Origin of the sequence: Williamsia herbipolensis (assembly GCF_036153515.1) — a bacterium.
Taxonomy (GTDB): domain Bacteria; phylum Actinomycetota; class Actinomycetes; order Mycobacteriales; family Mycobacteriaceae; genus Williamsia_A; species Williamsia_A herbipolensis.
The window spans coordinates 2,758,835-2,780,477 of record NZ_CP108021.1; the positions used below are offsets into that span (position 1 = coordinate 2,758,835).

The window sequence follows — 21,643 nt, forward strand, 5'->3', positions numbered from 1 at the left end:
CGAACCTGTTGTGCTGTCCGATTTGTCGGCTGCGGAGCGATGACGGTCCCGCTCTCGCTGAGCCGGTGGCTCCGGACCGAGCGCGCGGCCCTCGTCCCGCTCGCGGTCGTCATCGGTCTCGGCACCGGTCTGGGCAGTGTGGCCTTCCGGTGGCTCATCACCTCGATCACGTGGCTGTTCACCGGGACCGATGACTTCTCCGCCGCGGGTCGCGTCGGCAGCCCGCACTTCCCGGGGCTGGGGATGTGGTTCCTGCTCCTCGCGCCGATGATCGCGGGTGCCGTCTACGGGCCGCTCGTCTACCGCTTCGCCCCGGAGGCCAAGGGGCACGGTGTCCCCGAGGTCATGTACGCCGTGGCCCAACGCGGCGGTCGGATCGCGCCGCGCGTGGCGCTGGTCAAAGCGCTCGCCTCCGCCCTGTGCATCGGCGGCGGTGGATCGGTGGGCCGGGAGGGACCCATCGTCCAGATCGGTTCGGCCATCGGCTCCGGCCTCGGCCAGTGGACGCGCGTGGACTCCGACCGCCTCAAGGTGCTCGTCGCGTGCGGAGCCGCCGGTGGCATCTCCGCCACCTTCAACGCTCCCCTGGCCGGTCCCTTCTTCGCGCTCGAACTGATCCTTCGGGACTTCGCCGCGGAATCGTTTGGCGCGGTGGTGCTCTCGAGCGTGACGGCGAGTCTGCTCGCCCGCGCGGTGCTGGGTGACGACCCGTTCCTGTCGCTGCCGGCGTTCACCGTGCACAACCCGGCCGAGTACGGGCTGTACATCGTGCTCGGCGTGGTCGTCGGCGCCGTCGGCGTGCTGTTCTCGAAGGTTCTCTACCTCGTGGAGGATCTCTGCGACTGGGTGTGGCGGTGGCCGGAGTGGGCGCGGCCGGCGGTGGGGGGCGTGGTGCTCGGGGCCGTGCTGCTGGCGGTGCCCCAGATGTACGGCGTCGGCTACCCGATCCTGCAGAACGCCGTGGAGGGCAAGTACGTCGTCGGGTTCCTCCTTCTGTTGCTGGTCGCGAAGATCGCGGCCACCAGCCTCACCATCGGCATCGGCGGCTCCGGAGGGGTGTTCGCGCCGACGTTGTTCATCGGGGCCATGGCGGGCAGCGCCTTCGGTGCCATCGGACACGACATCGCGCCCGGCGTCGTGGTCAGCGCAGGCGCATACGGTCTGGTCGCCATGGGTGCGGCGCTCGGCGGGGCCACGCGGGCACCCATCACGGCCGTCATCATCCTGTTCGAGCTGACCGGCGAGTACAGCATCATCCTGCCGCTGATGCTGGCCGTGGCGATGTCGGCAGGGGTCAGTCAGCTCATCTCGAAGGACACCATCTACACGCGAAAGCTGTTGCGTCGCGGCATCGACATCGACAAGGCGGTCCATCCCGACCCGTACGAGGGACAGACCATCGGGCGTGCCGTCGGACCGGCCCCCGATCCCGTTCCCGACGACACCGATCTCAAGGCCGCGGCCCGCATCCTGGCCGACTCCGACCGGTCCCTGATCCCGGTGGTCGATCAGGGTGGTCTCTACCGCGGGTGCGTGAGCGCCCGGGGCATCGCCGAGGCGATGCAGCTCCCCTCCGCGCGTGCGGTCACCGTCGCGCAGATCGCCGAACTGCCGGAGGCCGTCACCGCCGACAGCACGCTCGACGAGGCGCTCGAGGCCATGGCCGATCACGCGGGAACCGGACTACCGGTGCTCGACGCCGAGCACGACCACGTCATCGGGTGGATCACCCACCGGGATGTGTTGACCACCCTGCGATCCCGCTGAGAAGGGTCCGCCGAGAAGCGCGTTCAGTAGCCCATGCCGCGCAGCTCGGTGGCGAGGGTGTCGAGGTGCTCTCGCCGTACGTCGAGATGCGGACTGATCCGCAGCACGGACTGTTCGGTGAACAGCGGCGCCCGCCACGATTCGGCACAGGTCGTGAGGATCCCCAAGGAGCGCAGTCGTTCTCGTGCCGCGGCGACATCACCGGATCCCCACCCCGGCGGCGGTGCCAGGGTGACGATCGCCGAGGGCTCGTCGATGGGTTCGAGCAGCTCCCAACTGCCGACGCCGTGGAGCCGTTCCCGCGTGTGCCTGCCGATGGCCGCGAGTTCGCGGCGCACCCGCTCGAGGCCGAAGCTGGCGAGCTCCTGCACCGCGACACCCAGGCCGATACGGCCGGCGATGAACGCCTCGGAGCTCTCGATCTCGACCGGCCGCAACGAATCGGCGCGGACGGCGAGGAAGCCGACGCCGCGCGGGCCGGCGATCCACTTGCGGCTGGTGCCGTAGACGATGTCGGCGCCGGTCACGCAGTCGACCTGGCCGAGGGCCTGGGCGGCGTCGACGACCACGGGAACACCCGCGCGGTGCGCCAACTCGACGATCTTCGCGGCCGGCTGCACGATCCCGCTGTGCGACCCGACATGGCAGACGTGGATGACGTCGGGTTGTTCGAACTGCAGCATGTTCTCGAGCGCGTCGAGATCGACCCGGCCGTACACGTCGGTCGACGGCATCGTGTGGACCGCGTACCCGCGTCGCTCGAACTGGTCGAGGTTCGGGCCGTACTCGTTGGGGCAGACCCACACCGTCGCCGACATCGGCAGATTCCAGTAGGTGAGCAGCGCGCGCAACGCCGCGAGAGCGCTCTCGCGGAAGGCGAGTTCGTCGGCGTCGTGGCCGACCATCGCGGCGATGTCGCGGCGACACCGCGCGACCTGATCGGCGGCCTCCTCGGCGGCGATGTAGGCGCCGCGTTCGGATTCCCGCCACAGATGCGCGGTCACCGCCTCGATCACGGCGTTCGAGGATCGTGACGCCGCCGCGGAGTCCAGATGTACCGTGCGCGGCTCCACGCGGGCGCGATGCCACATCTCGCCCAGTTCGCTGATGTACATGAGGGCCTTTCGCCGACGAAGCGAGTGTCACGCTACCCGTCCGGACCGAGGCGATCGGCGGGCCCGTCTCGGCCGGAACCGATGTCTCGACGGGAACGGTGGAACCGGCGGCCGGCCACGAACGTCATAGCGCCATGGACTTCCTCGGCGCCCCAGACCATCTCACTGCAGACGATCTCGCGTTCGACGACCCGACCGATCCCGCGGCCCACGGTGCCGATGCGTCGGCGCAGCACGCACACCCCCTGCTCACCTACTCGTTCGGGACGGGGGACGGTGCCGCCACCGAGTGGTCGTCGCCGGCCGACCGCGACCTGTCGGGCGACGGCGTGGTCGATGCGGTCACCATCGACTTCGACGGCGACGGTCATCGAGACGACGCGATGTGGGATTCCGACGGAGACGGTCGCGTGGATCTCGCGGCCCTCGACGTCGACGGCGACGATCCCGACCGGTTCTACTCCGACACCGGTCGCGGGCTGTGGGACCACCGTGTCCACGACGTCCACGTCGGGACCGAACCCGCGGCACCGACGAGCGAGACGGCCGTGCGGTCGACCCCGCCCGCGTCGGTGACCGTGCCGGAGCCCGAGCGGGCCGAGGCCGTGCCCGACGACCGTCGCGATCTCGACGGAGACGGCCGGTCCGACGACCGGATCGTCGACCCGGATGCGTCCGGCCGATCGACGGTGGGACTGGTGTTCGCCGGCTCCGACGACCCGCAACCGGTACGGGTGCTGATCGACCTCGACGGCGACCGTCAGTTCGACGGGGTGGTGATCGACGCCGACGCCGACGGTGTCGCCGACACCTGGGCACTGCGCGGGCAGTCCGGGTTCGAGGGCTCGTCCGCCTCGGCGGCGGCACGGTGAGCTGCAGGGTCGTCGGCGAACAGGCGCCGCGGCGAGTAGACGGCCCGGACCGCGACGAGCGCGACAAGGTAGATCACCGCGCCTGCGGCGGGCAGTCCGGGTGAGTGCCCGTTGTCGGAGATCACCAGCGCCCCCACGGTCACCGCGGCCACGTAGGCGACGTTGAAGACCGCGTCCTGGAACGAGAACACCTGCCCGCGCACGGCGTCGTCGGTGTCCATCTGCATGGCCGCGTCGCCGCACAACTTGGCCATCTGTCCGATCAACCCGAGTACGAGTGCCGCGGCGCAGATCACGATGCCGTTGAACGTCAGCAGGGTCAGTTCGGCGACCACGCCGACCGACAACGCCACGTACAGCGTGGTGCGTCGACCCCATCGCGCCACCGATATGGGGGTGAGGATGGCGGCGAAGAACATGCCGACCGCGGTCATCGCCGCGACGAGACCGACACCGGCGATCCCGCCGCCGAGGGTGGAGTGCCGCGTGAGCACGAGCAGCATCAATGTGTTCAGCCCAAAGACGAGTCGATGCGCACCGATCGCCGTCAGCGCGCCCGACACCCCGCGTGCCCGGGCGACGGCGCGCGCTCCGTGGACGAGTCCGACGGCGACCGCACGCATCGCCGGACCGCGCGGGTGTTCGGCGCTGACCGGGGCACCTTCGGTGTCGGGATGGTCGGGGCCGAGGGCGAGGTGCGCGAAGCCTGCAGCGAGCGCCGCGCCGAGCAGCGCGATCACCACCGCGCCCATGGTGGTCGCGGCGCTACCGGAGTTGTCGGATCCGAAGATCGCGCGCAGCGCGAGAGCGAGTCCGGCGCCGACGGCGAGAGCACCCGAGCCGATGGTGGTGAAGAAGGCGTTCATCCCGATGAGTGCCTCGCGGTCCACCACGTGCGGCAGTGCGGCGGACAGTCCGCTGGCCACGAACCGGCTCGCTCCGGTCACCACGAGCGCGGCGATCAACACGACGGTGTCGGGGGCGCCGACCGCGATGGACGTCGCCACCGCGGTGATGAGGACGGCGCGCGCGATGTTGGCCCAGATGAGCACCGTCCGGCGATCCCAGTGATCGAGGAGCGCGCCGGCGAAAGGACCGATCACCGAATACGGGAGCAACAGCACCGCGAGCCCGCCGGCGACGGCCAGCGGGTCGGCGTGCCGCTCGGGATTGAACAGGATGGCGCTGCCGAGAGCGGCCTGGAACAGCCCGTCGGTCACCTGACTGCTCAGGCGCACGGCCAACAGCCGCCCCAGTCCGGGGCGGCCGTGGAAGGCGCGCAAGAAAGTCACCCGACCGAGGGTACAAACCATGCGGACGGGGCGCGGGGCCGCGAGCTGTGAGAATCCTGACGATCGCCGACGAGGTGACCGACGAACCTCGACATCGGCCGGGACGTGCGAGCCGACCGCCCTCGGCGCCCGCGCGTGCCATGATGGTGATGTGGCCAGGTCAGATGACCCCGAGGACGTTCCCGGTGAGGGTTCCCGCGAGCACGATGCGGTCGGTGGCGGGTTCGACGCGAGCTGGGACACCGTGGAGGCAGGGCGAATTCGCGCGGGCAGCCTGTTGATCGCGGCGACCACGCTCACCGAACCCACGTTCCGGCGGTCGGTCATCTACATCGTCGAACACAACGACGCGGGCAGCCTCGGGGTGGTGGTCAACCGGATGAGCCAGACCGCCGTCCACAATCTCCTGCCGCAGTGGACCGACATCACCGCGGCGCCGCCCGCGGTGTTCATCGGTGGTCCGGTCAAGCAGGACTCCGCGCTGTGCCTGGGAGTGGTGCGGCGCGGCGTCGACGTCGACACCGTCCTCGGGGTGCGACCGGTCGACGGTCGCGTCGTGCTCGTCGACCTCGACGCCGACCCCGAACAGCTCGCCGACGTCCTGGAGGGCATCCGCGTGTTCGCCGGCTACTCGGGCTGGGGTATCGGCCAGCTCGACGACGAACTCCGGCACGATTCGTGGCTGGTCGCCTCGGCGCTGCCGGGTGACCTGATCGCCCCGGCCGGGTCCGATGTCTTCGCCGACGTGCTGCGTCGGCAGCCGTGGCCGCTTCCCCTCCTCGCCACCCACCCCATCGACGTCGGCCGGAACTGACAGGCGTGCGCACACTCGTCGTCGGGGCCGGCGCGGTCGGTGGATTCTTTGGAGCGCTGCTCCTCGACGCCGGTCGCGATGTCACCTTCCTCGTCCGCCCCGCCCGCGCCGAGGTGCTGGCCGCCGACGGACTGGTGGTGCGCGACGGCGAGACGACGACGGTCACGCGCGCCCCGACCGTCACCGCCGATCGACTGGCCGACACCTCATGGGACCTGGTGCTCGTGACGGTGAAGGAACAGGCGCTCGACGCCGCCATCGCCGACATCACGCCCGCAGTCACCGCCGGCACCGTGGTGCTTCCCCTGCTCAACGGGATGCGTCACCTCTACCGTCTGCGCGACACCTTCGGCGAGGCCGTGCTCGGTGGGGTCGCGGTCGTCGCGAGTCAGCTCCGCCCCGACGGATCGATCGACCTCCTCGGACCCGACCGGTTCATGCGCTACGGCGAACTCGCGGGCGGTCGGTCGGCGCGCATCGACACCGTCGACGCGACGCTGTCCGGGGCGGGCTTCGACACCGTGTGCTCGGCCGACATCGTCACCGACATGTGGGACAAGTGGATCTTTCTCGCGTCGGCGGCCGCGCTCACCACGCTGCTGCAGGCCGCGGTCGGCGACATCACCGCCACCGAACACGGCCCCTCGGTCGCCCGCGCGGTGATCGACGAATGCGCGTCGGTGGCCGCGGCATCCGGCGTCACCGTCCGCCCGCGGGTCATCGACGGAGCCCGTGCACGGCTGATCGCCGAGGGCTCACCGTTCACCGCCTCGCTCTACCGCGACATGGTTGCCGGCCGCGACGTCGAATCCGACAGTGTCATCACCGATCTGGTCCGCCGTGCCGACCGGCTGGCGGTGTCGGTGCCACTGCTGACCGCGGCGTCGGTCAACCTGTCGCTCTACCGGCATCGGCGGTGACCCGGCGCGCGGCCCGGTGTCTCCAGCGAGTCACCCGCAGTCACCGTCGTCGCGCGGCCGTACGTCCTTGAAGTGCGCCAGTTTCTCGGCGAGCGTCTGTCCCGGCTTCGTCGCGGTGGGCCCACGCGATCGGGTGACGGCACCATCCGCCCCCGCCTCCGACCACGTGACCTCCGCGCGAGGGTGTGATCGCAGGTAGCGGTTCAGCTCGAACCGGGTGAGCTCGGTGCCCGAACTCGTCCGGGCGGCCAGCGCGGGATCGTCGGTCGCGACCACGGTGACCAGCCGATCCTGGAACCCGAAGACGCGCACCGACTCCGGGATCAGCACGTGGTTCCAGGCGCCCTGCTCGGTGCGCAGGTTGCTGAACATGGTGAAAGTGCTCTCCGATCGCAGTCCCAGGTAGGGGCAGGCGGCGTTCGCGAGCAGCAGCGCGACCGCGACGACGAGGATCGGGTGGCCGAGACGTCGCCCCGATCGTGGGCGGGCGTACTCGGCGGCGCCACCGCGGCGTCGACCGATCACGAACGCGAACCCGGCGAGACCGACCATGACGACGATGGCGACTCGGGCGAGGCCGCCGAGTCCCTCGGACCACGACCACGGGTCGCGGCCGAGGACCTGCGCGGCGCCGAGCCAGAGACCCACCCCGACCGCGAACAGGACCACCGACGCGGTCGGTGTCGCGACGACCCGTGTCATCGCTCGCAGTCGTCGGTGTCGGAGCAGGACACCGTGCAGACCCGAGACGGTGTGCGTCGGCAGGAACGCGACGTAGAGCGCGAGCGCCAACGCCGAGAACGGGACGTTGCCCGCGAGCGCGAGCACCACGTGGAACGCGCACCCGAGAACGAGCGCGACCACCCGCGTCCGGGGGACCGCGAGGAGGATCGGCAGCGCGATCTCGATCGCGACAGTCGCCCAGATCGACGGCGTGATCCGCCATGTCCCGCCGATCAGTGTGGGGTCGAACCAGATGATCTTCTGTGACATCGGGCCGGCGCAGCTGGTCTGCGGGTCGAGGAAGTCGGTGTTGAGCTTCGACAGCGCCGCGGCCGCGTAGACGATGATCAGCTGCAGCCGGAGGAACGGCGCGATGGAGTCGAACAGCTCGCCGGCCGCGGGCAGGCGTCGGCTCCGGAGGAGGGTCCAGCCCAGGAGGACGAGGACCGCGAGGCCGGTCACGAACACGACGAGCGTGTGGTCGCCGACGTAGGGCAGGTCACCGACCACCGCGACGACCTCGGCGGCCAGCATCATCGCGAACCGGACGACCGACGTCGGCCGCACGAGCAACCACAGCGCGGCGAGGACGACCACGGCGTGCAGGGAGTTGGTCTCGAGGCCGTCCCACCACAGCTGGTGCAGGATCAGCGACACCGCCAGCAGCGTGGCGAACAGACCGAACAACCATCGACTGCTCAGTTCCCGAACCCGGGCGTCGCCCGCAGTCCCCGTCAGGGGCGGTCCCGATGACAGCGTGCGGTCTCGGTCGCGGTGACCTCGCGCGATGCCGGTGCCGCTCACCCCGGGTCGAACTCGCCGCGGGGCAGGCCGAGGAGACACGCGCCCGATGCGCGGCTTCGCACGTCTCCGGATGCCGTCACGTCCATCAGTGTGCCAGCGTGGAGGGTATGGATCGCGAATACCGCTTCGAGGTGGTGACGCTGCTGGTGTCACCGGGGCACGCCTACTTCGGACGCGCCAAGGACGGTCCGGCCGAGGATGTACCCACCGCGCTTCCCGGCCATGTGGAGATCGCCGCCGACAAGGGCATCCGCGGGGACCGGTTCTTCGGGGTGCGGGCGCACACCGAGGCGGCGGTGACCTTCCTGGCGCTCGAGGCGTGGGAGGCCGCCGCCGGGACCGCCGACCCCGTGGTCGCCCGCCGCAACGTGATGGTGCGCGGACTCGAGCTCGATCCCCTGCGCGGCGAGGAGTTCGAGATCGACACCGGTGACGGCCCGGTGCGGTTCCGGGGAGGACGGCCCGCGCACCCGTGCTCGTGGATGGACACCATGGCCGGCGAGGGATCCCGCAAGGCGCTGATCGGACGCGGCGGTCTGCGCGCGCAGCCGCTCGGCGACGGCGTCCTTCGTCTCGGCACCGCCGTCATCCGGTGCTCGGTGGAGCTCGATCCGTCCCGTGCCGCCGATCAGGTTCGCCGCGCCCAACCCATCGCCGACGGGAGATGATGGGCACGTGACCGCACCCGAGCCCCGTCCGCCGCTCCCCCCGTTCACGATGGACACCGCCATCGCCAAGGTCCAGGCCGCCGAGGACGCCTGGAACACCCGCGATCCGGAGAAGGTGAGTCTGGCGTATACGCCGGACTCGGTGTGGCGCAACCGCGACACCTTCCTGACCGGGCGTCCCGCGATCGTGGAGTTCCTGACCGCGAAGTGGGAACGCGAACTCGACTACGTCCTACGCAAGAGCCTGTGGGGCTTCCGGGAGAACCGGATGGCGGTGCGGTTCCAGTACGAGTGGCACGACGCCGACGGGGCATGGTTCCGCAGCTACGGCAACGAGCTCTGGGAGTTCGACGAGAACGGACTGATGCGACGGCGCGAGGCCAGCATCAACGACGTGCCCATCGCGGAGTCCGACCGTCGGTACTTCGGGCGCCGACCCGACGACGAGCGCGGTCCGGGTTACGACATCGTGCTGGAATGAGTCAGAGGTCGAAGATCTTGCCGGGGTTGAGGATCCCGAGTGGGTCGAGCGCCGATTTCACCGCCCGCATCACATCGACGGCGCCACCGTGCTCGGCCGCCAGATACCGCTTCTTGCTCAGCCCGATGCCGTGCTCACCGCTGGCCGTGCCCCCGACCGACAGCGCGTACTCGACCATCCGGTCGGAGAACGCACGAGCGCGGGAGTAGGTCTCGCCGCTGTACGGGATGACGACGTGGACGTTGCCGTCACCGATATGGCCGGCGACGGTGATCCCGACGCCCAGTTGCGCCGCACAGCGGTGCGCCGCGTCGACCGCGCCTGCGATCTCGGACAACGGTACGGCGGTGTCGGTGACGAGGAAGCGATGTCCGGGATGCGCCGCCTTGATGGCGAAGAACAGATGATGTCTGTTCTCCCACAGCGCCGTTCGCTCCGTCGCGGTCCGAGCGATGTCGATGCCGGTGCATCCGCACTCCCTCGCCAGTTCGGCGACGAGCGCGGTCACGTCGTCGAGCACGGCCCGCGTGGGCCCGGCGGCGTCGACGAACAGGGTGGGTCGCTCGGGGTAGCGGGTCTGTCGGTAGCGGTTGATGGCCGCGATGCTCGCGGCGTCGACGAGCTCGAGACGCGTCACCGCGACAGCGCTCGACAGCATGGCGACCGCAGCGGACACGGCGTCGGAGATGCTGTCGAACTGCAGGCGCAGTGACGCCATCGCATCGGGGACGGGATGGCAGCGAACGGTCAGCTCGGTGATCACCCCGAGTGTGCCCGCCGACCCGATGAGCAGGTCTTTCAGGTCGTATCCGCTACTGGTCTTGGCGACCGGGCGGCCGAGGCGATGGACGGTGCCGTCGGCGAAGACCACCTGCAGCGCAGCGATATTCGGTCGCATGCCGCCATAGCGCACCGAGGTCGTGCCGCTCGCGTTGGTTGCCGCCATCCCGCCGAGGGTGGCGTCGGCGCCCGGATCGACCGGGAACTGCAGACCGTGTGGCGTCAACGCCGCATCGAGCTGTGTCCGTGTCACGCCGGGCTCGACGACCGCGGTGAAGTCGAACGGCGACACCCGCGTGATGGCCGTCATCGCCGACAGATCCAACATCACCTCGTCGCCGCGGGCGAGCAGGTGCCCCTCGAGGCTGGTCCCCGCGCCGACGGTGATGACCGGTGTCCGTGTCGCAGAGCACCACCGCACACACTCGACGACGTCGTCGAGTGTGTGGGCGTGCACCACCGCCCGTGGCGGGCGACCACCGCGACCGGTCTCGTCGCGGGTGAACCCATCGAGAACCGCGGCGCGGGTGTCGATCTTGCCCGGCAGGGCGTCGGCGAGCGTGGCGGTCATCGGGAATCGGCGGACCGCTCGAGGATGCTGGTCACGAGCATGGTGTGGTCGGAGTGCCGTTGTGTGAGAGTCCATCCGAGGTCGGCGAACGCCGTCTCGTACTCGGCGTCGCTCCACAGTTGGACGCCGGTGATCGCGTGGTAGATCTCGTAGGTCGGTGAGAACCACGGTTGCCCCGTCCATCGCGGCGCGGTGAGTCGGATGCCGTCGCCGATCACCAGCCGGGTCAGGTTGGGGAACCATTCCATCCACCTCGCGAGCACGGGCGCGATCCCGCCACCGTCGCTGGCCAACTGGTGCAGCAGGAAGAACGACATGGCCGTGGTCACCGCCTCACGATCCACGTCGTCGAGCCAGGCGGGCATCTCGGCACCGGGTTGCACCGAGCCCGCGAGCAGGCGCACTCGGTCCGACAGCCCACGCGATCCCATCTCGGCGGTCGCGTCGGCGATCACACCGTCCTCGATGTCGACTCCGATGAACGTCTCCTCGGTCGCGATCTGCGACAGCAATGCGATCCGCCCGGCATCGGCGCATCCGAGGTCGATCGTGATCCCGGGGGTTCCCGCCGCGATCGCACCTCCGACACCGCTGAGGATCTCCGGGCATCGTCGGGCGATGTCGGTACAGCCGCGAGCGACATCGCCGGGCTCGGTGGCCGCGGGGATGTGGTCGGCGCCGCGCTGTGCCGACAGCTGTCGGAACGTCGGTTCCCAGCCGCGGACGGCGACGCGCACGAAGCCACGATTGTGGGCGACCTCTCGGCCGGCGTCGGTCAGCAGGATACCGGCCGGTGAGCCGGCGAGCAGTCCGGCGCGGATCAGTCCGTCGGCGACGACGTTCTCGATCGCCGAGGTCGGCTGGATCGGAGTGTCCGCGAGCAGCGTTGTCCACCAGTCGTAGTCGTCGGCTGCGACGATCAGATGGCCGGCGGTCTGGCCCTCGATGACGTCTCGGAGGGTGACGGCGGGTGACTGTGTTCCGGACGTGGCGGTGTCGGTGATGGGCGTGGTGATCGTCATGATGTGGTCTCCTTCGAGGTGCGTGCGATGGCGTGGATCTCGATGAGCAACCCGTCGATGGGCAGCGTGGTGATGGTGGTGGTGCGGGCAGGGATGCCCGCACCGGTACTTCCGGCGACGCTGCCGAGGAAGAATGTGGCGAACGCCTGGTTCCAGGCGGGGAAATGGGTGCGCTCGGCGAGGAAACAGTCCAGCTTGACGACGTCGAAGCGGCTGCTGCCGCTGTCGGTGAGCGCGGCGTCCAGCTGGGCGAGGACGTCGGCGCACTGCGCGTCGAAGTCGGAGCTGGTGGGGGTCAGGGTCGACGGGTCGACGGCGGCCAGTCCCGAGGTGTACACGGTGTCGCCGTGGCGGACGGCCTTCGGGAAAACCGGTGCCGACGACGCGGTGTCGGTGGTCATGACCGCACCTCCATCAGGCGGTCGGCGGTGATGTCGGCGACGGTCGCGGCGCCCGAGAGCGTCATCAGGACCCGCAGTTCCTCGGCAATCAGCGTCAACACCCGGTGCACACCGGCCTGTCCGGCCGCGGCCAGCCCGTAGATCGCCGCGCGACCGATGATCACGGCATCGGCACCGAGGGCGAGTGCGACGAAGACGTCGGCGCCGGTACGGATCCCGCTGTCGACGAGGACGGGGACGTCGGGTCCGACGGCTGCCCGGATGGCGGGCAGGACGTCGAGGCTGGCGGGGGCGGGGTCCACCTGCCGTCCACCGTGGTTCGACACCACCAGCGCGGATGCGCCGGCCGCGAGTGCTCGGTGGGCGGCCGTGGGGGTGAGGATTCCCTTCGCGATCCACGGCAACTGGAAGTCGCGAGCGGCCGCCGCCAGATCCCCCCAGCTCCAGGCACTCTCGCCGCTGCCCATCAGCTGCCCCATGACCTCGGCCACCCGCGGACCGTCGCCTGCTTCGCCCGGGCCGTCCGCGACCACGACATTGCCGCTGAAGGCGAACAGGTCCGGCGAGAACCGATTGCGCATGTTGCGGGTGCGGAACCCGCCCATGGGGCAGTCGACGGTCACGCAGATCGCGTCGTAGCCGGCGTCGGCGATCAGATCGGCCACGCGCGCGGCATGCGTGAAGGGATGCAACTGCGCGATGCGGGCGGCCCGCGGGGCGTCCTTGCGCACCTGCGTGTAGGAGAAGCTGCCGGCCTCGGGGACGATGTCGACGGTCCCAGCGTCCGCGGCGGCGGTGGCCACGGCGCGGTGTCCGTCGGGATGGAACAGTGCGTCGCCGCCGAACGGCGCGGTGAGAACGGGCAGGTCGATCCCGATCCCGAGGATCTCGGTGGCGGTGGACGGATCGCCGACGCCGTTCATCGGCTCCGGGAGGATGGCGTACCGCTCGAACGCAGACCGGTTGCGGCGCAACGTGGACTCGGTACCGGCACCGCCCTCGAGGAAGTCGGCGACATCGGCGGGCAGGACGGCGAGCGCCGCGTCGCGGATCTCGTCCAGGCTCCCGAAATCGACTGTGGTGGAGTACATCGTGTCGGTCATGCGGGGACTCCCGGGGTGTCTGTGGTGACCTCGGTGGCGTCCTCGGTGCGGCCCGCGACCGAATGGTGATGGCTGTAGCCGACGTAGACGGCGATGCCGACGGCGGTCCAGACCGCGAAGCGGATCCAGGTCAGTGCCTCGAGGGTGGTCAGCAGCCAGACACACCCCGCGATGGCGAGGACGGGGACCAGCGGCATGAGCGGGACACGGAAGCTGCGCGCCCGCTCGGGTGCGGTGTACCGCAGGATCATCACGCCGATCGCGACCACCGCGAAGGCGAACAGCGCGCCGATGTTCACCAGTTCTGCGACGGTGTCGATGGGCAGCAGCCCGGCGATCACCGCACCGACGATGCCCAGCGCGATGCCCAGGCGCTTCGGGGCTCCGCGGCGCGTCGTCACCGACAACGCCCGCGGCAACATCCCGTCGCGACACATCGCGAACACCAACCGAGTCTGACCGTAGAACAGCATCAGCAACCCCTTGGTGAGCGCGATGACCGAGGCGACCAGGATGACCTTCCCGATCCATCCGGCGCCGACGGCCGCCAGCGCGGTGGCGACGGGCGCCTCGTTGTTCAGCGACGGATACGGTGCGACACCGGTCAGCACAGCGGACACACCGACGTAGAGCACGGTCGCGATCACGACGGAACCGATGATGCCCCAGGGCATGTCACGACCGGGGTTCTTGGTCTCCTCGGCCGAGGTGGCGACGATGTCGAAGCCGAGGTAGGCGAAGAACGCCAGCGCGGCGCCCGCGGCGATGCCGTGTGCCCCGAACGGCGCGAACGGTGCCCAGTTCGAGGTGTGCACGTGCGGTGCGCCGATGATGACGACCAACACGAGTACCGCGATGGTGAGTGCTACCAGCGACTTGACCACCGCAGCAGTCAGTTTCACATCGAGTACGAGTACCGCGACGATGGCCGCGATGATCAGCACAGCCGGGAGGTTGACGACGCCACCGGCGCCGGGCCCGGCGGTGATCGCGGTTGGCAGGGTGACGTCGAACAGGCTGTGCAGCGTGGCCGTGAACAACCCCGACCACCCGATGGCCACCGCGGAACCGGCAACCACCAGCTCCAACAGCAGATTCCAGCCCACCAGGAACGCCGACTGCTCGCCCATCGACTGGTACGTGTAGGTGTACGCGCTCCCCGAAACCGGGGTCATCGACGCGAGTTCGCTGTAGCAGAGCGCGACGAGCACACAGATCACCCCGGCGAGCACGAACGAGATCATGATCGCCGGGCCCGCCTTCGTGGCCGCCGCGACGCCGGTGGTGACGAAGATCCCGGCTCCGACGATGGCGCCGACACCCATGGCGATGAGGTCGAGCCGACCGAGCCTGCGGTGCAGGACGCGATCCCCGCCGGCTTCGGAGGTCGGCACGGTCGGTGTCCGTCGGCGCAGTGAGCGGACTTGCGGGCGAAAGGTGGTGGCCATGTCGGCTCCTCGAGATATGACGGTGCACCGGATCCGACTGCGGCACTGCAGAGGGAATCCGTTGCGGGTGTGGACGGATCAGACGAGAGCTTCGGAGACGCGTTCCGGCGACGATGCCGATGTGGTGGTGTGGCGTGCGCGGGTGACCGCGGCGATGGCGAGGATCAGGGTGAGCAGAGCCGCGGCGGTGAGCACGGCGGTCGACATCGACGCCGTGGTGGCCACGACACCGAACCCGACGGTGGCGATGGCGGCGAACAGGTAGGCGACCGCGGCATAACGCGACGCAGCCCTGGCGTGGTCTCCCGGTTCCGTTGCTGCACTGACGATGTGGAGACCCGAGCGGTAGGACAGGCCCTGTCCGACTCCCGCCACCACTCCCCCCACGACCAGGACCGCGAGGCTGGGAACGACCGGAACCAGCGCGGTGACGGCCACGCCGACGATGATGATCGCCTGTGCCATCAGGGGATGGGCGAGCAGTGCGGTCGGCCGGACGGCGCGCTGTGCGAGCCAGGCGCTGACCAGGTAGATGGTGACCGGCAGGGCCAACAGTGTCAGGTTGCGGGTGGAGAGCAGCTCGGCGCCGTAGCTGGGGAGCAGGGCGACGACGAGCCCCGCCGACACCCACGCGGATACACCGCAGAGGTAGCCGACCAGCGGGCGTTCGGCGATGCGGGGACGCGATGCATGGGCGGGCTCGGTCGTGGCTGCGACGGTGGATCGCGCAGAGGGGGCGACGACGCGGGCTCGGTCGGCGCAGACCGCTGTGGCCAGGATCGCCAGCAGCACCGCGTGCACCAGGTAGACGGTGACGCGCGGCGCGGGGAGGTACTCGGCGAAGCCGGCGGCGGCCATCGTCCCGATCGCGGACCCGAGGACGGTCGCCGTCGCCATGGCGGTGCGTCCCCGCTCGCCGAGTCGCTCGAGGATCAACCCGGCCACCGACCCGGTGACCAGCCCCACCGATACGCCGGCGGCGATGCGCGCGACGCAGGCGATCGGGGCCGACTCGGCCGAGGCCATCACCACGTCGGCGACGACGCTCGCGGTGCAGCCGGCGGCGATGCGCCACCACCATCCGGTGCGGGCCCGCGGCCTCCCGATGGTCGCGAGTGCCGGGACCAGTGCGATGAGGTAGGCGGCGAAGATGACCGTGATGAGGATCGGGCGCAGATCCCAGCTCGAGCGGTACAGCGGCATCATGCCGGTCGCCATGTTCGGCTGTGCCATCACCAGGACCAGCAGCGCGCCGGGGAGCAGGGTTCGCAAGGCTGGCCTCCGATCACTAAGTGGGAAGTTCTTGTCACTTAGGCGGCAACCGTAGCGGATGATCGGCGAATTGGGAAGAACTTCTCGGATACCATCGGAACCATGGACGGCGCACAGCAGCGGACCCACACCCGGAGCGATGCGGTGCGCAGCCGTGTCGCGCTCACCGACGCGGTGGAGCGGTTGCTCCGCGAAGGGCGCGTCGATTTCTCGATCCCGGAGCTCGCCAGTGAGGCCGGACTCGGCGTCGCCACCGCCTACCGGCACTTCCCCGCACCGTCAGATGCGTTGCACGCCTACTACGCCCGTGCTGCGGGCGAGTTGGTGGAGGCGTTGCGCGACATCGATGTCGACCTCGATCCGGTGCGGCGTTTCGAGACGCACTGCCGTGAGTGGATCGCGCAGGCGCAGACGTGGGGCCCAGCGGTCCGCCACATCCGCAGCCATGAAGGGTTCATCGAGCGTCTCGACAACGGCGATCCGTCGATCGTCGCGTTGTACTCGGCGTTGGATGCGGTCCTGCAGGCGTTGGTCGACGCCGGGCACATGCCGGCGGGTGACCGGCGCGTCGCGGTGCTGCTGTGGATCACGATCTTCGACGAGCGGGTGGTCTACGACCTCGAGCACCACCACGGCTGGACCGCCGAGCAGATCGTCGAGCACCTCGGACAGGCCGCCCGAGGTGCGCTCCGCATCACCTGACCGCGCGTGGGGCCCTCGTCCCCGCCCGTCGGGCCGTTGTGACCGCGGGTTCGGCGCAAGCGAGCAGCGAATCGGGCACTACGCTGAGCATCGACCCCGGGGAGAGATGTGGACGACACCGTGCCGATCGGCTCGAGCAGCCGATTCAGCCATCGTTGGAAGGCTGCTCTCCTCGTCGCGATCGTGGTCGCCGCTGTCGTCGTCGCGGTGACCGTCGACATCCCCGATCCGCAACCCCTGCGTGACCGTGTCGACTCGGCCGGAGCCTGGGGCCTCGTGCTGTTCGTCCTCATCTACATCGCGGTGTCGCTCACACCGTTTCCCGCGAGCGCTCTCACCATCGCGAGTGGACTGCTCTTCGGGCTCCTCGAGGGCACGATCGTGGTGATGGTCGCGGCGACCATCGGTGCATGGTTCGGGTTCCTGCTCGCCCGATGGCTCGGGCGCGACGGTGTGGCCCGACTCGGATGGGAACGCATCGCATCGATCGACGCGATCCTGCGGCGTCGTGGACTCATCGCGATGGTGCTGATCCGCCTCATCCCGTTCCCGTTCGCCGTCGTCAACTACGCCGCCGGCCTCAGCGCGATCCGGGGACGCGACTACCTCATCGGCACCGTCGTGGGCATTCTCCCGTCGGCGATCGGGTACACCGCGGTCGGCGCGTACGGAACCTCTCCCCTGTCGTGGCCGTTCGTCGGCGCGCTGGCCGCGGTCGCGGTCATCGCGATCGTCTCCGGTGTGGCCGCACGGCGCCTGCGTCACCCCGAGCCGTTGCCCGACGGTGCCGCGGGAGAACCGGTGGACGGCGTCGTCGGGCACTGACCTCGGCAGCTCGCCGCGCGTCCGCGCGTCCGATCTCCGCGATTCAGGACTGCGGCTGACCTGGTTCGTTGTCATGGTGTGGGGCATGGACATCACACCGTTCCTCCTGAATGTTCCCCAGCATGACATCGACGATCTGGCGGACCGGCTGGCACGCACCCGGTGGCCGACCCCGCTCCCCGGCGATGACTGGGACACGGGCACACCCGTGGCGTACATACGGGCTCTCGCCGACTCGTGGGCACACCGGTTCGACTGGCGTGCGGCGGAAGCGCGCCTCAACGCCCACCCGCAGTTCGTCACCACCATCGACGGCACCCCCATCCATTTTCTCCATGTGCACTCCCGGCACTCCGGCGCCGTTCCGCTCCTTCTGACCCATGGCTGGCCCGGCTCGGTGTTCGAGTTCATCGACATCATCGAGCCCCTCACCGATCCCGACGACCCGGCCGACGCTTTCGACGTGATCATCCCCTCGCTGCCCGGTTTCGGGCTGTCCGGACCGACGTCGGAACCGTGGGACACCGACCGGATCGCGCGCGCGTGGGTGACGCTGATGGACCGGCTCGGCTACTCCCGCTTCGGTGTCCAGGGAGGAGACATCGGCGCCGCCGTCTCTCCCGCAGTCGCTCGCGCAGCACCCGATCGAGTCATCGGGGTGCACGTGAACGGGTCGCAATCCTTCGTGCCACCCGACTCGCTCGACGACGACACCAAACGTGGCCTGAGCGAACTCGAGCGCGACCGCCTCGACCGCATCGGTGCCTTCATGCAGGTTGAATACGGTTACATAGCAATACAGTCCACTCGACCACAGACCCTCGCTTTCGGACTGACCGACTCACCGGTGGGGCAGCTCGCATGGATGGTCGACAAGTTCAAGGCGTGGACGTGGCCGTCGGAATACGCACCGGAGGACATCCTCGGCCTCGATCGACTCCTGGCCCACGTATCGCTCTACTGGTTCACCGCGACCGCCGGGACATCCGCCTACACCGGCTACGCCACCACATCCTGGGGACCTGAACCCGAACCCTCCGACGTGCCGACCGGCGCCATCCAGTTCGCCCACGACATCGGCATACGACGGTTCGACGAGCGCACGAACACCATCGTCCGATGGACCGACGTCGTCGATCGTGGGGGTCACTTCGCGGCCATGGAGGAACCGCAGATCCTGGTCGACGACATTCGCAGTCTCTTTCGTGGCCTCCGTTGATCGGAGGTGACCACGTCAGCGGTGTGCTTGTCTGGAAAGCATGACCACCGCCGACATCAACTTCTACTTCGACCCGGTGTGCCCGTTCGCCTGGATGACCAGCAAATGGGTACGCATGGTCCAGCGCGAACGCGACTACTCCGTCGAGTGGCGCTTCATCTCGCTGCGACTCCTCAACTCCCACATCGACTACGACGCCCATTTCCCGCCCGAGTACGAGGCGGGACACACCGCGGGTCTGCGTCTGCTCCGCGCGGCGTCATCGGTGCGCGAGCAGTACGGCCGCGAAGGTGTCACAGCGCTGTACGCGACGCTGGGCGACCACATCTTCGACTCCAATCCGGTACCGGACGAGGATCCCGCGCACCGCGGCACACGCGAGTTCCTCGCCCCGATCCTCGACGAGCTCGGTATGTCCGACGCGCATCTCGATGCCCTCGACGACGCCGGTCGCGACGCGGAGATCCAGGCCGAGACCGACGAGGCCCTCGCCCTCACCGGCAAGGACGTCGGGACGCCGATCATCCATTTCCGGCCGCCGGAGGGTGTCGCGTTCTTCGGGCCGGTGATCAGTCGCCTGCCCGATCCGTCGGAGGCCGCCGAGTTGTGGGACCACGTCGTCGGTCTCGCACGGTTCCCCGGATTCGCCGAACTCAAGCGCAGCCTGCGGGAGATGCCGCAACTCCGCGGGCTCGGCGTCTCCGAGGACGAGGCCGGCGCCACGGAGGACTGGCACGGGGGCTCGCGCCGCCAGAAGCGCTGACGAGCCCCCGTCCGGCTCAGCCGAGCGCGTCGACCGCGGCGAGGATGTCGGCGGTCTCGGTGCGGGTCGTGTAGTTCGGGTGCACGTCGATGAACGCGATCGTGCCGTCCGCGTCGAGAACGACGACGGTCGGGAACGGCAGATCGGCGGTGCCGTCGGCGTTGTGTTCGGTGACGTCGAGGCCGAGCTGCTTCTGCGCCGCGATGGCGTCGGGGTTGTTGGGCGCGATGATCCCGAGGTGGCCCGCGAGCGCGTTGCCAGGATCCGACAACACCGTGAAGGTCAGCTCGTTCGACTCCTGCGCGCTGAGCGAGCCGTCGGGCTTCTGGGGGCTGATGGCGATCAGGGTCGCGCCACGGTCGGCGAGCGCGGGCACCAGTTCGCGCTGGTAGGCGCCGAGTGCAACGTTGCAGTAGGGGCACCAGGCGCCGCGGTAGAACACGAGAACAGCGGGGCGCCCGCTGATCTCGCTGTGCAGACGAGTGGTGGCACCCTGGGCGGTGATGAGCTCGACGTCGGCGACGGTGCTCCCGACCGCGGCCACCCCGGCGGGCGTGCCGGCCGCGTCGAGCCCGTCCCGGTCGGCGGCGAATGCCGCGCTCACCTCGGCGGGGAGTTGGGTGAGCGAACCCTCGAGGGTCGCGGTCAGCTGCTGGGTCATCGAATCCTGCGATGTGGTCATCGTGATTCCTTCACTGGTGTGTCCGATCCCGGGGCACGCCGCCTCGGTGACACCAGACTGTCGAACGAAAAGTGGACTGTCCAATCCAGAAACTCTACGGTGGTGGGATGAGCGTCGACACCCACCGCACGAACACCGGCCGACCGCTGACGGCGAGAGGTCGCGAGACCCGCACGCGGATCGTCACCGCGGCCGCCGAGCTGATGCTCGACACGGGCGTCGCCGGCACCACGATGGAGGACGTCCGGGCGCGCGCGGGCGTCAGCAGTTCGCAGATCTATCACTACTTCGCCGACAAGGACGCGCTCGTGCACGCGGTCATCGAGCATCAGGACGAGACCATCGTCGGCGCACACGAGTCGATGTTCGCCGAGATCGACTCGATCGACGCACTCCGGCGGTGGTGCGCGTGGATCGTCGACTACCAGCGCCTCGGCGGGTGCTCGGGCGGATGCCCGTTGGGATCACTGGGTGTCCAGGTCGCCGAGGTCGACGTCGACGCGCGTGCCGGCGTCGCACGAGCCCTCGGGCGATGGGAGCGGGCGATTCGCCGCGGCTACGAGTCGATGCGTGCGCGTGGGGTGTTCGACGACCGCGCCGACACCTCGGCCCTCGCCATGTCGACTCTCGCAGCGCTGCAGGGCGGGCTGCTCATGGCCCAGATCCAGCGCAGCACAACGGCGTTGGAGGCGTCACTCGACGCCGTCGTGCGTCACGCCGAGCTTCTCGCGGCGCAGTCAGTCGTCTAGTCCGTGGTGGCATTCCCCCGGACACAGGCGGGCGACCGCGTCGGTGAGGGCGTCGACCGCCCATGACCGCTCGGTTGTGTCGGCGTCGGGAAGGAGCTTTGCGGCGAGTCCGTCGACCAGTGCGACGACGGTGAACGCCGCAGCAGCGCAATCCAGATCGGCATCCACCTCACCGCACATCTGACCGTTCTCCAGCGCTGCGCTCACCCGCCGGAGTATCTCGTCGCGTGCGTCGTCGAGGTGGGTACGGATGGTGGCGTCCTCGAGGGACAGGCCGGCGAAGGCGTGCGCGAGGTACACCTCGTCGCGTCGCGTGGGTGAGAGCGGCAGTAGCTGCGCCAGGCCGTCGACGAGCATCTGCTCGATGCGCGCCCCGCGTCGCTCCGACAGCGCGATCTGGTGGTCGACCCGGTCGAGAACGCTCTCGTGCACGGCGCGGAACGCGTCGATGAGGAGATCCTCCTTGGTGCGGTAGTAGTGCTGCACCATGCCGACGGACACGCCCGCGGCGTCCGCGGTTCGTGCGACGGTGACGTTCCCGATGCCCTGCGCACGTGCGACGGCCCGGACGCCCGTGACGATCTGCGCTCGACGTGCGTCTCGATGTTCGGTCGCTGCCATGCCTCGACCCTATCCGCGTGGACGACGCG

General features: G+C 69.6%; 22 protein-coding genes. 11 read left to right on the forward strand and 11 right to left on the reverse strand.

The window, feature by feature from the left end; translation table 11 throughout:
- Positions 1 to 39: 39 nt before the first annotated feature.
- Positions 40 to 1,767 (forward strand): chloride channel protein, encoded by a 1,728-nt coding sequence (locus OG579_RS12395; protein WP_328856169.1) that lies wholly within the window; start codon positions 40 to 42, stop codon positions 1,765 to 1,767.
- Positions 1,768 to 1,790: 23 nt separating this feature from the next.
- Here the strand turns inward: OG579_RS12395 and OG579_RS12400 are convergent, their stop codons facing one another.
- A complete protein-coding gene (locus OG579_RS12400) occupies positions 1,791 to 2,882 on the reverse strand; it encodes an aminotransferase class V-fold PLP-dependent enzyme (RefSeq protein WP_328856170.1) in 1,092 nt (363 codons plus the stop codon).
- Positions 2,883 to 3,016: 134 nt separating this feature from the next.
- Between OG579_RS12400 and OG579_RS12405 the strand changes: the two genes are divergently transcribed.
- Positions 3,017 to 3,754 carry a hypothetical protein gene (locus tag OG579_RS12405; RefSeq protein ID WP_328856171.1) on the forward strand — a complete coding sequence of 246 codons (738 nt, stop codon included), beginning with the start codon at positions 3,017 to 3,019 and terminating at the stop codon, positions 3,752 to 3,754.
- Here the strand turns inward: OG579_RS12405 and OG579_RS12410 are convergent.
- Positions 3,643 to 5,067: an MFS transporter gene (locus OG579_RS12410; protein ID WP_408068672.1), complete on the reverse strand. Its 1,425-nt coding sequence runs from the start codon at positions 5,065 to 5,067 to the stop codon at positions 3,643 to 3,645. The two genes, OG579_RS12405 and OG579_RS12410, sit on opposite strands and share 112 nt — an antisense overlap.
- A gap of 130 nt (positions 5,068 to 5,197) precedes the next feature.
- Here OG579_RS12410 and OG579_RS12415 point away from each other — a divergent pair, with 130 nt between their 5' ends.
- Both OG579_RS12415 and OG579_RS12420 read left to right on the forward strand, forming a co-directional pair.
- Positions 5,198 to 5,860, forward strand: a complete 663-nt coding sequence (locus tag OG579_RS12415) for a YqgE/AlgH family protein (protein WP_408068673.1) — start codon at positions 5,198 to 5,200, stop codon at positions 5,858 to 5,860.
- A gap of 5 nt (positions 5,861 to 5,865) precedes the next feature.
- Positions 5,866 to 6,780: a 2-dehydropantoate 2-reductase gene (locus OG579_RS12420; protein ID WP_328856173.1), complete on the forward strand. Its 915-nt coding sequence runs from the start codon at positions 5,866 to 5,868 to the stop codon at positions 6,778 to 6,780.
- A 30-nt stretch (positions 6,781 to 6,810) separates the two neighbouring features.
- Here OG579_RS12420 and OG579_RS12425 read toward each other — a convergent pair whose 3' ends face one another.
- Positions 6,811 to 8,190 carry an HTTM domain-containing protein gene (locus OG579_RS12425; protein WP_328856174.1) on the reverse strand — a complete coding sequence of 460 codons (1,380 nt, stop codon included), beginning with the start codon at positions 8,188 to 8,190 and terminating at the stop codon, positions 6,811 to 6,813.
- A gap of 224 nt (positions 8,191 to 8,414) precedes the next feature.
- Between OG579_RS12425 and OG579_RS12430 the strand changes: the two genes are divergently transcribed.
- Positions 8,415 to 8,975: a molybdenum cofactor biosysynthesis protein gene (locus tag OG579_RS12430; protein ID WP_328856175.1), complete on the forward strand. Its 561-nt coding sequence runs from the start codon at positions 8,415 to 8,417 to the stop codon at positions 8,973 to 8,975.
- A 49-nt stretch (positions 8,976 to 9,024) separates the two neighbouring features.
- Positions 9,025 to 9,456 carry a nuclear transport factor 2 family protein gene (locus OG579_RS12435; RefSeq protein WP_328859231.1) on the forward strand — a complete coding sequence of 144 codons (432 nt, stop codon included), beginning with the start codon at positions 9,025 to 9,027 and terminating at the stop codon, positions 9,454 to 9,456.
- Between the two features lies 1 nt (position 9,457).
- On the opposite strand, the gene OG579_RS12440 is transcribed toward OG579_RS12435, so the two are convergent.
- The 6 genes from OG579_RS12440 to OG579_RS12465 all read right to left on the reverse strand — a co-directional run bounded on the left by OG579_RS12440 (position 9,458) and on the right by OG579_RS12465 (position 16,053).
- Positions 9,458 to 10,807 carry an FAD-binding oxidoreductase gene (locus OG579_RS12440; protein WP_328856176.1) on the reverse strand — a complete coding sequence of 450 codons (1,350 nt, stop codon included), beginning with the start codon at positions 10,805 to 10,807 and terminating at the stop codon, positions 9,458 to 9,460.
- Positions 10,804 to 11,829: a hypothetical protein gene (locus OG579_RS12445; protein ID WP_328856177.1), complete on the reverse strand. Its 1,026-nt coding sequence runs from the start codon at positions 11,827 to 11,829 to the stop codon at positions 10,804 to 10,806. The genes OG579_RS12440 and OG579_RS12445 overlap by 4 nt, the downstream gene beginning before the upstream one ends.
- A complete protein-coding gene (locus OG579_RS12450; RefSeq protein ID WP_328856178.1) occupies positions 11,826 to 12,230 on the reverse strand; it encodes a RidA family protein in 405 nt (134 codons plus the stop codon). The genes OG579_RS12445 and OG579_RS12450 overlap by 4 nt, the downstream gene beginning before the upstream one ends.
- The gene (locus OG579_RS12455) at positions 12,227 to 13,333 is read right to left on the reverse strand and encodes an alpha-hydroxy acid oxidase (RefSeq protein ID WP_328856179.1); all 1,107 of its coding nucleotides are present in this window, start codon (positions 13,331 to 13,333) and stop codon (positions 12,227 to 12,229) included. The genes OG579_RS12450 and OG579_RS12455 overlap by 4 nt, the downstream gene beginning before the upstream one ends.
- Positions 13,330 to 14,781 carry an amino acid permease gene (locus OG579_RS12460; protein WP_328856180.1) on the reverse strand — a complete coding sequence of 484 codons (1,452 nt, stop codon included), beginning with the start codon at positions 14,779 to 14,781 and terminating at the stop codon, positions 13,330 to 13,332. Before OG579_RS12460 ends, OG579_RS12455 begins: the two co-directional genes overlap by 4 nt.
- Positions 14,782 to 14,859: 78 nt before the next feature.
- Entirely contained in the window at positions 14,860 to 16,053 is a 1,194-nt protein-coding gene (locus tag OG579_RS12465) for an MFS transporter (protein ID WP_328856181.1), read from the reverse strand.
- Between the two features lie 102 nt (positions 16,054 to 16,155).
- Here OG579_RS12465 and OG579_RS12470 point away from each other — a divergent pair, with 102 nt between their 5' ends.
- The 4 genes from OG579_RS12470 (at position 16,156) to OG579_RS12485 (ending at position 19,562) form a co-directional block, all read left to right on the forward strand.
- Positions 16,156 to 16,755, forward strand: coding sequence for a TetR/AcrR family transcriptional regulator (locus tag OG579_RS12470; protein WP_328856182.1), 600 nt, complete (start codon positions 16,156 to 16,158; stop codon positions 16,753 to 16,755).
- A 108-nt stretch (positions 16,756 to 16,863) separates the two neighbouring features.
- The gene (locus tag OG579_RS12475; protein ID WP_328856183.1) at positions 16,864 to 17,580 is read left to right on the forward strand and encodes a TVP38/TMEM64 family protein; all 717 of its coding nucleotides are present in this window, start codon (positions 16,864 to 16,866) and stop codon (positions 17,578 to 17,580) included.
- An 85-nt stretch (positions 17,581 to 17,665) separates the two neighbouring features.
- The gene (locus OG579_RS12480; RefSeq protein WP_328856184.1) at positions 17,666 to 18,799 is read left to right on the forward strand and encodes an epoxide hydrolase family protein; all 1,134 of its coding nucleotides are present in this window, start codon (positions 17,666 to 17,668) and stop codon (positions 18,797 to 18,799) included.
- 40 nt (positions 18,800 to 18,839) lie between these two features.
- Entirely contained in the window at positions 18,840 to 19,562 is a 723-nt protein-coding gene (locus tag OG579_RS12485; protein ID WP_328856185.1) for a DsbA family protein, read from the forward strand.
- A gap of 16 nt (positions 19,563 to 19,578) precedes the next feature.
- Here the strand turns inward: OG579_RS12485 and OG579_RS12490 are convergent, their stop codons facing one another.
- Positions 19,579 to 20,244 carry a peroxiredoxin-like family protein gene (locus tag OG579_RS12490; protein ID WP_045824895.1) on the reverse strand — a complete coding sequence of 222 codons (666 nt, stop codon included), beginning with the start codon at positions 20,242 to 20,244 and terminating at the stop codon, positions 19,579 to 19,581.
- A gap of 107 nt (positions 20,245 to 20,351) precedes the next feature.
- Between OG579_RS12490 and OG579_RS12495 the strand changes: the two genes are divergently transcribed.
- A complete protein-coding gene (locus OG579_RS12495) occupies positions 20,352 to 20,993 on the forward strand; it encodes a TetR/AcrR family transcriptional regulator (RefSeq protein WP_328856186.1) in 642 nt (213 codons plus the stop codon).
- Here the strand turns inward: OG579_RS12495 and OG579_RS12500 are convergent.
- Positions 20,982 to 21,614, reverse strand: coding sequence for a TetR/AcrR family transcriptional regulator (locus OG579_RS12500; RefSeq protein WP_328856187.1), 633 nt, complete (start codon positions 21,612 to 21,614; stop codon positions 20,982 to 20,984). The genes OG579_RS12495 and OG579_RS12500 overlap by 12 nt on opposite strands.
- Positions 21,615 to 21,643: the final 29 nt, after the last annotated feature.

Bases quoted from the DNA above. Each gene is read 5' to 3' on its own strand.
- OG579_RS12395 (WP_328856169.1), top strand. From the start codon at position 40: ATGACGGTCCCGCTCTCGCTGAGCCGGTGGCTCCGGACCGAGCGCGCG.
- OG579_RS12400 (WP_328856170.1), bottom strand. From the start codon at position 2,882: ATGTACATCAGCGAACTGGGCGAGATGTGGCATCGCGCCCGCGTGGAG.
- OG579_RS12405 (WP_328856171.1), top strand. From the start codon at position 3,017: ATGGACTTCCTCGGCGCCCCAGACCATCTCACTGCAGACGATCTCGCG.
- OG579_RS12410 (WP_408068672.1), bottom strand. From the start codon at position 5,067: ATGGTTTGTACCCTCGGTCGGGTGACTTTCTTGCGCGCCTTCCACGGC.
- OG579_RS12430 (WP_328856175.1), top strand. From the start codon at position 8,415: ATGGATCGCGAATACCGCTTCGAGGTGGTGACGCTGCTGGTGTCACCG.
- OG579_RS12435 (WP_328859231.1), top strand. From the start codon at position 9,025: ATGGACACCGCCATCGCCAAGGTCCAGGCCGCCGAGGACGCCTGGAAC.
- OG579_RS12440 (WP_328856176.1), bottom strand. From the start codon at position 10,807: ATGACCGCCACGCTCGCCGACGCCCTGCCGGGCAAGATCGACACCCGC.
- OG579_RS12445 (WP_328856177.1), bottom strand. From the start codon at position 11,829: ATGACGATCACCACGCCCATCACCGACACCGCCACGTCCGGAACACAG.
- OG579_RS12450 (WP_328856178.1), bottom strand. From the start codon at position 12,230: ATGACCACCGACACCGCGTCGTCGGCACCGGTTTTCCCGAAGGCCGTC.
- OG579_RS12455 (WP_328856179.1), bottom strand. From the start codon at position 13,333: ATGACCGACACGATGTACTCCACCACAGTCGATTTCGGGAGCCTGGAC.
- OG579_RS12460 (WP_328856180.1), bottom strand. From the start codon at position 14,781: ATGGCCACCACCTTTCGCCCGCAAGTCCGCTCACTGCGCCGACGGACA.
- OG579_RS12470 (WP_328856182.1), top strand. From the start codon at position 16,156: ATGGACGGCGCACAGCAGCGGACCCACACCCGGAGCGATGCGGTGCGC.
- OG579_RS12480 (WP_328856184.1), top strand. From the start codon at position 17,666: ATGGACATCACACCGTTCCTCCTGAATGTTCCCCAGCATGACATCGAC.
- OG579_RS12485 (WP_328856185.1), top strand. From the start codon at position 18,840: ATGACCACCGCCGACATCAACTTCTACTTCGACCCGGTGTGCCCGTTC.
- OG579_RS12490 (WP_045824895.1), bottom strand. From the start codon at position 20,244: ATGACCACATCGCAGGATTCGATGACCCAGCAGCTGACCGCGACCCTC.
- OG579_RS12495 (WP_328856186.1), top strand. From the start codon at position 20,352: ATGAGCGTCGACACCCACCGCACGAACACCGGCCGACCGCTGACGGCG.
- OG579_RS12500 (WP_328856187.1), bottom strand. From the start codon at position 21,614: ATGGCAGCGACCGAACATCGAGACGCACGTCGAGCGCAGATCGTCACG.